The sequence below is a fragment of the Mesorhizobium sp. WSM3864 genome, from assembly GCF_002294955.1.
GTDB lineage: Bacteria > Pseudomonadota > Alphaproteobacteria > Rhizobiales > Rhizobiaceae > Mesorhizobium.
The window spans coordinates 423561-433733 of sequence record NZ_NSGD01000005.1; the positions used below are offsets into that span (position 1 = coordinate 423561).

At 63.8% G+C, this 10173-nt stretch carries 10 protein-coding genes; all 10 read left to right on the forward strand.

The genetic code is table 11. The features are described 5' to 3' along the window. The first annotated feature begins 19 nt into the window (after positions 1-19). The 10 genes from CK215_RS14720 (at position 20) to CK215_RS14765 (ending at position 9954) form a co-directional block, all read left to right on the forward strand. Positions 20-832 (forward strand): 1-acyl-sn-glycerol-3-phosphate acyltransferase, encoded by an 813-nt coding sequence (locus tag CK215_RS14720; protein ID WP_066996310.1) that lies wholly within the window; start codon positions 20-22, stop codon positions 830-832. Between the two features lie 74 nt (positions 833-906). Then, positions 907-2316, forward strand: coding sequence for a tRNA (N6-isopentenyl adenosine(37)-C2)-methylthiotransferase MiaB (gene miaB, locus CK215_RS14725; RefSeq protein WP_095831312.1), 1410 nt, complete (start codon positions 907-909; stop codon positions 2314-2316). 137 nt (positions 2317-2453) lie between these two features. Next, the gene (locus CK215_RS14730; protein ID WP_245299624.1) at positions 2454-3446 is read left to right on the forward strand and encodes a PhoH family protein; all 993 of its coding nucleotides are present in this window, start codon (positions 2454-2456) and stop codon (positions 3444-3446) included. A 10-nt stretch (positions 3447-3456) separates the two neighbouring features. Further along, positions 3457-3954 (forward strand): rRNA maturation RNase YbeY, encoded by a 498-nt coding sequence (ybeY, locus tag CK215_RS14735; RefSeq protein WP_095831313.1) that lies wholly within the window; start codon positions 3457-3459, stop codon positions 3952-3954. Between the two features lie 27 nt (positions 3955-3981). After that, a complete protein-coding gene (locus tag CK215_RS14740) occupies positions 3982-5058 on the forward strand; it encodes a hemolysin family protein (RefSeq protein WP_067324766.1) in 1077 nt (358 codons plus the stop codon). Positions 5059-5067: 9 nt separating this feature from the next. Next, entirely contained in the window at positions 5068-5538 is a 471-nt protein-coding gene (locus tag CK215_RS14745) for a VOC family protein (RefSeq protein WP_095831314.1), read from the forward strand. Between the two features lie 97 nt (positions 5539-5635). Continuing rightward, a complete protein-coding gene (gene lnt, locus CK215_RS14750) occupies positions 5636-7225 on the forward strand; it encodes an apolipoprotein N-acyltransferase (protein ID WP_095831315.1) in 1590 nt (529 codons plus the stop codon). A 139-nt stretch (positions 7226-7364) separates the two neighbouring features. Further along, complete coding sequence (locus CK215_RS14755) at positions 7365-7787, forward strand: helix-turn-helix transcriptional regulator (RefSeq protein WP_095777507.1); 423 nt, start codon at positions 7365-7367, stop codon at positions 7785-7787. Positions 7788-7954: 167 nt separating this feature from the next. Next, positions 7955-9232, forward strand: coding sequence for a methionine adenosyltransferase (gene metK / locus CK215_RS14760; protein ID WP_066996328.1), 1278 nt, complete (start codon positions 7955-7957; stop codon positions 9230-9232). Positions 9233-9252: 20 nt separating this feature from the next. Beyond that, positions 9253-9954, forward strand: a complete 702-nt coding sequence (locus CK215_RS14765) for a tRNA (guanosine(46)-N(7))-methyltransferase TrmB (protein WP_095831316.1) — start codon at positions 9253-9255, stop codon at positions 9952-9954. Positions 9955-10173: the final 219 nt, after the last annotated feature.

Consider the following 10173-nt stretch of genomic DNA (forward strand, 5'->3'; position numbering starts at 1 on the left):
TGGGATAGGGCCGGAGCGAATGATCAAGAAATTGCGGATTTTCCTGGCGTTCGGCCTCGTCGCCGCCGGCACGCTGGTGCTGGCGCCGCTGCAGCTCCTGTCGATGAAGACGAGGCTTTGGCCGGAGACGGTCGTCCTCAAAATCTGGCACAGCATGATCCTCAAGGCGCTGGGCATGCGCGTGCACGTCAAAGGCGCGCTCTCGAAGCAGCGCCCCTTGCTCATCGCGGCCAACCACATCTCCTGGACCGACATCATGGTGCTCGGCTCCTTTGTCGATGTGAAGTTCATCGCCAGGGCCGACATGGAAGGCTGGCCGATGATCGGCATGCTGTCCAAGCTGCAGCGCACCGTCTTCATCGAGCGCGAGCGCAGGCGCACCTCCGGCGACCAGGCGAGCGAGATCGCCAGACGCATGGCCAAGGGCGATGCCATGGTGCTGTTCGCCGAGGGTTCGACCGGCGACGGCAATCTGGTGCTGCCGTTCAAGAGCACCTTGTTCGGCGCCGCCTCGATGGCGATTTCGGAAGGGGCGGCGGACCAGGTCTTCATCCAGCCGGTGGCGATCGCTTATACGCGCCTGCATGGCGTGCCGATGGGCCGCCGTCACCGGCCGATCGCCGCCTGGATCGGCGACCAGGATCTGATGCCGCATTTGAAGGGTTTGCTTGCCGAGGGCTCGCTCGATGCCGAAGTGCATTTCGGTGATCCGGTGCCCTTCTCCAAGGGTTCTAACCGCAAGGAAACGGCAAGATTGATGGAAGCGAGAGTGCGCGAGATGATGCAGGCTGCGCTCGCCGAGCCGCGTCCCAGTCGTCAGCGCATAGCTTGAAAAACCGACGCGCGGCGCCGTAGCCTGCCGGAATCGGCTGTTTTTTGTCGCGGAAAGGCGTTAGAAGCCGCCCGATGGAATTGAACACGATTGAAAGTCACGACATCGGCACCGCGCCCAAGCGCGAGCCGGTGCATGCCCGGGCGGCGAAAAAGGTCTTCGTCAAGACTTATGGCTGCCAAATGAATGTCTACGATTCCCAGCGTATGACCGATGCGCTGGCGGCCGACGGCTATGTCGCCACCGACGCCGTCGAAGACGCCGATCTGGTGCTGCTCAACACCTGCCACATCCGCGAGAAGGCGGCCGAAAAGGTCTATTCGGAGCTTGGCCGCATCCGCGACATGAAGGCCGAGCGCGCCGAGACCGGCCGTGAGCTGCTGATCGGCGTCGCCGGCTGCGTGGCGCAGGCCGAAGGGGCGGAAATCATACGCCGTGCGCCGGCCGTCGATCTCGTCATCGGCCCGCAGACCTATCACCGGCTGCCCGACGTGCTGGCGAGGGTGCGCGGCGGCGAGAAGATCGTCGAGACCGACTACGCCATTGAGGACAAATTCGAGCATCTGCCGCAGCCGAAGCGCGCCGAGGTGGCAAAGCGCGGCGTCACCGCTTTCCTTACCGTTCAGGAGGGCTGCGACAAGTTCTGCACCTTCTGCGTCGTGCCCTATACGCGCGGCTCCGAAGTCTCGCGGCCGGTGGCCCAGATCGTCGCCGAGGCCGAGCGCCTCGCCGAGGCTGGCGTGCGCGAGGTGACGCTGCTCGGTCAGAACGTCAACGCCTGGCACGGCGAGGGCGAAAACGGCGAGGAATGGGGCCTCGGCCGCCTGCTCTTCCGCCTGGCGAAAATTCCCGGCCTGGCGCGGCTGCGCTACACCACCAGCCATCCGCGCGACATGGATGATGAATTGATCGCCGCGCACCGTGACCTGCCGGCCTTGATGCCCTATCTGCATTTACCAGTGCAGTCTGGCTCCGACCGGATACTGAAGGCGATGAACCGCAGGCATACGGCACGCGACTATCTGGCGCTCATCGATCGCATCCGCGCCGCGCGCGGCGATATCGCCATGTCCGGCGACTTCATCGTCGGTTTCCCCGGCGAGACGGAAGCGGATTTCGAGGCAACGCTCGAACTGGTGCGCGAGGTGAATTACGCTTCGGCCTTCACGTTCAAATATTCGCCGCGTCCCGGCACGCCGGGCGCCGAGATGGACGGCCATGTGTCGGAAGCCGTGAAGGACGAGCGGCTGCAGCGCCTGCAGGCGCTAGTCAACGAGCAGCAGAAGGCATTCATCGCCAGCCTGGTCGGCAGCACCGTCAGCACGCTGATCGAGAAGCCCGGCCGCCATGCCGGTCAGATCGTCGGCCGCTCGCCCTGGCTGCAGCCTGTTATTGTTGACGACAAGGCCGGCGGAATCGGTGACATTATCGACGTACGAATCACGAAGACAGGTCCCAACAGCCTGTTCGCCGAGTTGGCCTGATGCATGTCGCCCAAAAAGTGCTCGCGGTTTCGGGACAACGACATGCATAGCCACAAGCCTCGGCAGATGAGGAGAGACGGTTGAGCGCTGCTGAACTGAAGAATCCGCCCCAGAACCAGGCATCCGGGGCCTCCGACATGGCGCACATCGTACTGACCTTCGACAACAACAAGCTTGCCAGCGCCCTATACGGCCAGTTCGACGAGAATCTGGCCCGTCTCGAGCAGAAGCTCGGCGTCGATATCCGTTCGCGCGGTAACCAGCTTGCGATCAAGGGCACAGCTTCGGCCGCCGAGCAGGCGCGCCGCGCGCTCGACACGCTCTACGGCATTCTGCAGAAGGGTGTCGATATCGGCCAGTCCGACGTCGACGGCGCCGTGCGCATGGCGATCGCCGCCGACGACCAGCTGACGCTGCCCACCATGGAGCGCAAGGGCAAGGTTTCGGCCGCCCAGATCGCCACGCGCAAGCGCACGATCTATGCCCGCTCGCTCAACCAGGACGCCTATATGCGCGCGCTGGAGCGCTCCGAAATGGTCTTCGGCATCGGCCCGGCCGGCACCGGCAAGACCTATCTGGCGGTGGCCCATGCGGCGATGCTGCTCGAGCGCGGCATGGTCGAGCGCATCGTGCTGTCGCGCCCGGCGGTCGAGGCCGGCGAGCGGCTCGGCTTCCTGCCCGGCGACATGAAGGAGAAGGTCGACCCCTATCTGCGGCCCCTCTACGACGCGCTATACGACATGATGCCGGCCGACAAGGTCGAGCGGGCGATCGCCGCCGAGGTCATCGAGATCGCGCCTTTAGCCTTCATGCGCGGCCGCACGCTGGCGCATGCCGCGGTGATCCTCGACGAGGCGCAGAACACCACGCCGATGCAGATGAAGATGTTCCTCACCCGTCTCGGTGAGAACTCGCGCATGATCGTCACCGGCGATCCGACCCAAATCGACCTGCCGCCCAACACCAAGTCGGGCCTGGTCGAGGCGCTGCGCATCCTCGACGGCGTGCCGGGCATAGTCACGGTCCGCTTCAACGAGGGCGATGTCGTGCGCCATCCGCTGGTTGCCGAGATCGTCAAGGCCTATGACCGGGACGGCAAGTTCGCCAGGGGCCTCGGCGCCGAGAGCTGATCCAAGCCCCATGGCTGAAAATCCGGGATCCAGCGGCAAGACGCCGGTCGACATCGATATTTTCGTCGAGGCCGGCGACTGGCCCCCTGAGGCCGAGCTGGCGCACCTGGTCGATCAGGCCGTCGCTGCCGCCTTTGCCGAAACCGGCGCGAGCGGCGCTTCGGAGCTCAGCGTCGTTTTTTCCGACGACGCCCATATCCGCACTCTCAACGCCGAATGGCGCGGCAAGGACAAGCCGACCAACGTACTGTCTTTCCCGGCTTTTTCCGTTCCGAAAGGCGTCGAGTTGCCGCCGATGCTGGGCGACATCGTGCTTGCTTCCGAGACCGTTGCGCGTGAGGCCGCACTGGAAGACAAGCCGCTGGCGAACCATATCACCCATCTCGTCATCCATGGCCTGCTGCATCTTCTGGGCCATGATCACGAGACCGACGCCGAGGCCGAGGAGATGGAAGCGATCGAGCGCGCGGCGCTTGCGAGGCTTGCCATTCCCGATCCCTACGCGTAACAAAAAAGACCAATTGACCTGATGGCGATGAACGACAAACCAGAAACTGCCGCCCGTCCGGACGCCGGCAGTGCGGCCAAGCCTTCCGAAAAATCGGAAGAGGGCTCCAGTCCGAGTATTCCGACCGGCAGCGTGGCCGCCGAGCCTCCGCATGCCGGTCCTTCTCTCTTCGATCGCGTGCTAGGCCTGTTCAGGCACCGCAACGGCACCAACCTGCGCGAGGAGATCGCCGACGCGCTGGCCGAGACGGCCACCGATGCCGAATCCTTCTCGCCCGGCGAACGTGCGATGCTCAACAACATCCTGCGGCTGCGCGAAGTGCGCGTCGAGGACGTCATGGTGCCGCGTGCCGATATCGAGGCGGTCGAGATCACCACCTCGCTTGGCGATCTGCTTGGCCTCTTCGAACAGTCCGGTCATTCCCGCATGCCGGTCTATTCCGAAACGCTCGACGATCCGCGCGGCATGGTCCACATACGCGACGTTCTTGCCCACATTACCAAGGTCGCCCGCGTCAAGAAGGGCCGGGCGAACAGGAAGACCCAGGCGCCGACGATCCTCGATCTGGCCCAGGTCGATCTCGCCCGCACCATCGGCGATCTCGACCTGATCCGGCCGGTGCTGTTCGTGCCGCCATCGATGCTTGCTTCCGACCTGATGGGGCGCATGCAGACGACGCGGACCCAGATGGCGCTGGTCATCGACGAATATGGCGGCACCGATGGCCTCGCCTCGCTCGAGGACATCGTCGAGATGGTGGTCGGCGACATCGAGGACGAGCACGACGACGACGAGCCGATGATCACCCGGATCGGAGAGGGCGTGTTCGTGGTCGACGGCAAGGCCGAGATCGACGAGGTCGCCAAGATGATCGGCGAGGATTTCGCCGCGGGCGAGCACGGTGAATATGTCGACACCATCGGCGGCATGATCTTCAACACGCTCGGCCGGGTTCCGGCCCGTGGCGAAGTGGTGCAGGCCATACCGGGCTTCGAATTCCACGTGCTCGACGCCGATCCGCGCCGCGTCAAGCGGGTGCGCATCGTGCAGAGCCCGAAGGGCGAACGGCAGCGCCGCCGCGCGGCGCGCACCGAGCAGGCCTGATATTCGCTCATGCCGATCGACGACCCGTTCAAGCACGCTGTCCTCGGCTCCGGCGTCTTCTATCAAGATCCCCGCGCGGCTTTGGCCTGGCTTCAGGCGGCGTTCGGCTTCGAGCCGAGCATGCTGGCGAGCGACAGCGACGGGCGACTTGTTCATGCCGAAATGCGGTTCGGCGACGGCTATATCATCGTCGATGGCGAATGGGCCGCGCATATTGCCAGCCCCGCCTCTGTCGGCGGCAAGAACACGCAGTCGGTTTATATCCGATTGAGGGAAGACCTCGGCGCCCATTGCGAGAAAGCGCGCGCCGCGGGGGCAGAAATTGTCGAGGAGCCCATCGATCGTTTCTACGGCGAACGGCAATATCGAGCCCGCGATCCAGAAGGCCATGTCTGGACCTTCACACAGACCGTGCGCATTGTGCCCAAAGAGGAGGCCGAGCGACTGAGCGGCCTCAGCATTGAAGGGTGGCACCGTTAGCGCGACCGTGAATTTGGTTGCGCTCACTCATGTTTGGAGCATCCGGCTCGGCCTGTTAAATCTCTGGCTGCCTGATTCGCGCGACTTGGAAAGTTGAATGCAGCGCTTTGCCGGCCGGATAATTCTGCTGTGGGGGTGGCGGCGGTCGCTGGTAGCGTTTGTCGCGGGAGCGCTCGCGGTTCTCGCCCAGGCGCCTTACGATTTCTTCGCCGTCTGTTTCGTCTCGTTTCCGGTGCTTGTCTGGCTGCTCGACGGCGCCACCGGTGAAGCCTCCGACGGCTGGCTGCGTCGCCTTCGCCCGGCTTTCGCCATCGGATGGTGGTTCGGCTTCGGCTATTTCCTCGCGGGCCTCTGGTGGATCGGCCAGGCCCTTCTTGTCGAGGCCGACAGCTTCGCTTGGGCGCTGCCCTTCGCCGTCGTCGGCATCCCCTTTGGGCTCGCCTTCTTCTATGGTTTTGCGACGCTCGTGGCGCGGCTTTGCTGGAGCAGTGATATCGGCCGCATCGCCGCACTTGCTTTCGGCTTCGGCCTTGCGGAATGGCTGCGCGATTTCCTGTTCACCGGCTTTCCCTGGAATGCCGTCGGCTATGCCGCAATGCCGGTGCCCCTCCTGATGCAAAGCGTGTCGGTGACGGGCATGATCGGCATGAACGCGCTCGCCGTTTTTGTCTTTTCCCTGCCGGCGCTTGTCGCGGCGCGCCGGCATCTCAGGCTGGGCTTGGCCTTGTTCGTCGCTCTCGTTGCCGCTCACGTCGGCTTCGGCTATTTCAGGCTTGCCGTCCCAGCCCCGCCGGCCACCCGCTCGATCGACGTGCGCATCGTACAGCCCGCCGTCGACCTCACCGAGAAATGGGATGCCTCGGTGCGCGACCGCATCTTCGCCACGCTGATGGGGATTTCGGCGAAGGCACCGGAGCAAGGCCATGCCAAGCCGCAACTGATCCTGTGGCCGGAAACGTCCGTGCCGTTCCTGTTCACGGAGCGTCCGGACGCGCTGACGGCCCTGGGCGATATGCTGGGCGACGGCCAGATGCTGATCGCCGGCGTGGTGCGCGAGGAGGGTGGCGCAGACAATGCCGGCAGCCGTTATTACAACTCCGTGGTGGCGATCAACGACAAGGGCGAGATCGTCGATGCTGTCGACAAGGTGCATCTGGTGCCGTTCGGCGAATATCTGCCTTTTGCCGGCCTGTTCGAGCGTTTCGGCATAGGCCAGCTCGTTGCCGGACCGATGAATTTCGCCGCCGGCAACGAACGCCATCCGATCGCGGTGCCGAACGGCCTGCGCGCGGTTCCGTTCATCTGTTACGAGGTCATCTTTCCTGACCTCGTTGCCATCGATGCAGCGTCATCCGAGCTTATTGTGAACGTCACCAACGACGCCTGGTTTGGCGACACGCCAGGCCCCTACCAGCACTTCAGGCAGGCGCAGATTCGTGCGGTGGAGAATGGAGTGCCTTTGTTGCGTGCGGCCAACAACGGCATCTCCGCCGTTGTCGATTCGCGTGGGCGCATCGTCGATGCCCTGGCAGTCGATGCGCGCGGCGCCATCGACGCGCATGTGCCGGTTTCCGGGCGCGCCCTGCTAACCGCCGATCAGCGGCGAATTAACGGATTGCTGATCATGTTGCTGTTTGCCCTCGCGGCCCTCACATTGAATGTAAGGCAGCGGCTACGGGTGAATTGACAGTCGGCACATTAGAAACTCATACTGTAACGCCTAAAATTTTCTCGAAGTCGGTTGGAGGGGTCTGTTGGGGCAGGTGGCTCCGGTTTCGTTTGGGCGGCAAAAATAGAAAAAGCCGGAAAAATTCGGCGAGGAAAAAATGACAGAAGAGAACAAGAAGAAGCCGAATCCGATCGACATTCATGTCGGCAGTCGTATTCGGCTGCGTCGCAATATGCTTGGAATGAGCCAGGAAAAGCTGGGTGAAAATCTCGGCATCACGTTTCAGCAGATACAGAAGTACGAAAAGGGGACCAACAGGGTCGGCGCCAGCCGCCTGCAGGCAATCGCCTCCATCCTGAGCGTCCCTGTCGCCTTCTTCTTCGAGGACGCCCCCGGTCAGGAGGCGGTCACCGGCAATCGGGGATTTGCCGAGGATGCCTCGATGACTTTCGCGATCGAATTCTGCGGCAGCCCGGAAGGGCTTCAGCTCAATCGTGCCTTCGTCAAGATTCCCGACGTCAAGGTGCGGCGCCGGATTATCGATCTTGTGAAGTCCCTTTCGCCGGACGACGCCGAGTGAATCCAGGCTCATGTCGCCGGCGGTACCCTGCCGCCGGTGGCACAAGTTGATTGTGCCGATAGTCATGCCAGATCTGTCGCGCCGCTTGACGAGCGGCGCCCGGCACCGCTAACACGTGGCGCGCCAAAATCGGCAGCCTTGCCGATCCTTTTCAAGAGGGGACACCCGTGACGCGGCAGAACTATCTCTTCACCTCGGAATCCGTCTCCGAAGGCCATCCCGACAAAGTCTGTGACCGTATCTCCGACGAGATCGTCGATCTCGTCTATCGCGAGGCCAGGAAGACGGGCATGGACCCGTGGAAGGTGCGCGTTGCCTGCGAGACGCTGGCCACCACCAACCGCGTCGTCATCGCCGGCGAGGTCAGGGTTCCCGAGACGCTGCTGAAGAAGGACAAGGCAGGCAACATCCTCAAGGATGCGGCGGGCCACCCGGTCGTCAATCCGACCAAGTTCAAATCGGTCGCCCGCAAGGCCATCCGTGAGATCGGCTACGAGCAGGCCGGCTTCCACTGGAGGACGGCCAAGATCGAGGTGCTGCTGCACGGCCAGTCGCCGGACATTGGCCAGGGCGTCGACAATGCCGCCGACCGCCAGGGCGAGGAAGGCGCGGGCGACCAGGGCATCATGTTCGGCTATGCCTGCCGCGAGACGCCGGACCTGATGCCGGCACCAATCTACTACAGCCACAAGATCCTCGAATTGCTTGCCGCCGCGCGCCACGAAGGCAACGGCGAGGCCGCCAAGCTCGGCCCGGACGCCAAGAGCCAGGTCACCGTGCGCTATGCCAACGGCAAGGCGGCGGAAGTGACGCAGATCGTGCTTTCCACCCAGCACCTCGACTCGAGCTGGGATTCGAAGAAGGTCCGCAATGTCGTCGAGCCTTACGTCCGCGAGGCGCTTGGCGAACTCAAGGTCGCCGACGACTGCAACTGGTACATCAACCCGACCGGCAAGTTCGTGATCGGCGGGCCCGACGGCGATGCCGGCCTGACCGGCCGCAAGATCATCGTCGATACCTATGGCGGTGCGGCGCCCCATGGCGGCGGCGCCTTCTCCGGCAAGGACACCACGAAGGTCGACCGTTCGGCTGCCTATGCGGCGCGCTATCTCGCCAAGAACGTGGTAGCGGCCAAGCTCGCCGACCGCTGCACCATCCAGCTTTCCTACGCCATCGGCGTCGCCCAGCCGCTGTCGGTCTATGTTGACCTGCACGGCACCGGCAGGGTCGACGAGGCCAGGCTCGAGGAGGCGCTGCGCAAGGTGATGGATCTCTCGCCTTCCGGCATCCGCCGTCATCTCGACCTCAACAAGCCGATCTACGCGAAAACCTCGTCCTATGGCCATTTCGGCCGCAAGGCCGGCCGCGACGGTTCCTTCTCCTGGGAGAAGACGGACCTTGCCAAGGCGCTCAAGGACGCGGTTGCCGATGCGATTGCCGCCTGACGGCGTCGCCAGACCTGTTCATGGAGCCAAACGACAGGCCAAGCCGCGCGACCGAAGGATTTTTCGGCCGCCGGCACGGCAAGACCATTCGTCCGCAGCAGGCAGAAGCGCTTGAACGTGGCTTGCGCGCCTATCGCCTCGACCTGACGGCGGAGGCACCCGCGGACCTTGGAACGCTGTTCAAGGCGCAGGTTTCAGCCTGTCGGCTCGAGATCGGCTTCGGCGGCGGCGAACATCTTCTGCATCGCGCGACGGAGGCTCCGGCGACCGGTTTCATCGGCGTCGAGCCCTTCGTCAACGGCGTGGCCAAGATGATGACCGCGCTCGACAAGGGCCCGCTTGCCAATCTGAAAGTCTATGACGACGACGCCACGCGTCTGCTCGACTGGCTGCCGCCAGCCTCGCTCGACGGCATCGACCTGCTTTATCCCGATCCCTGGCCGAAGAAGAAGCACTGGAAGCGGCGCTTTGTCAGCCCCGCCAATCTCGACCGGTTCGCCCGGGTGCTGAAGCCGGGCGGGAGATTCCGCTTCGCCTCCGATATCGACAGCTATGTGAACTGGACGCTGCTCGCCTGCCGCGCCAATGGCAGTTTCGCCTGGCAGGCAAACGAGGCTGCCGACTGGCACACGCCCTATGAGGGCTGGCCCGGCACCCGCTACGAAGCGAAGGCCCTTCGCGCGGGAAGGCGGCCCGCCTATCTGACCTTTATCCGGAAGTAGGCCGACCGAGCACTAACTTCCCAGGAACCGGTAACCAGCCGCTCAGCAGCGGGCGATCGCTTGCAAAGTGGTCTTCACGGTCGCAGAGAACCCGGCTTGCGGCCGGCCTAAAGTTTCTCCGGCGGAGCCGCGACGGGCGGCCTAAAGCACGTCGCGTTTAATTGGCCTCATATCCGGCAGCTTTGAAGAAGTTTCTGCACTGTAGCGGGTCGAACAGGT

Excerpts from the sequence above, each read along its gene's own strand:
- CK215_RS14755 (WP_095777507.1), top strand. The coding sequence starts at position 7,365 with ATGACAGAAGAGAACAAGAAGAAGCCGAATCCGATCGACATTCATGTC.
- miaB (WP_095831312.1), top strand. The coding sequence starts at position 907 with ATGGAATTGAACACGATTGAAAGTCACGACATCGGCACCGCGCCCAAG.
- ybeY (WP_095831313.1), top strand. The coding sequence starts at position 3,457 with ATGGCTGAAAATCCGGGATCCAGCGGCAAGACGCCGGTCGACATCGAT.
- lnt (WP_095831315.1), top strand. The coding sequence starts at position 5,636 with ATGCAGCGCTTTGCCGGCCGGATAATTCTGCTGTGGGGGTGGCGGCGG.
- CK215_RS14730 (WP_245299624.1), top strand. The coding sequence starts at position 2,454 with ATGGCGCACATCGTACTGACCTTCGACAACAACAAGCTTGCCAGCGCC.
- CK215_RS14720 (WP_066996310.1), top strand. The coding sequence starts at position 20 with ATGATCAAGAAATTGCGGATTTTCCTGGCGTTCGGCCTCGTCGCCGCC.
- CK215_RS14740 (WP_067324766.1), top strand. The coding sequence starts at position 3,982 with ATGAACGACAAACCAGAAACTGCCGCCCGTCCGGACGCCGGCAGTGCG.
- CK215_RS14745 (WP_095831314.1), top strand. The coding sequence starts at position 5,068 with ATGCCGATCGACGACCCGTTCAAGCACGCTGTCCTCGGCTCCGGCGTC.
- CK215_RS14765 (WP_095831316.1), top strand. The coding sequence starts at position 9,253 with ATGGAGCCAAACGACAGGCCAAGCCGCGCGACCGAAGGATTTTTCGGC.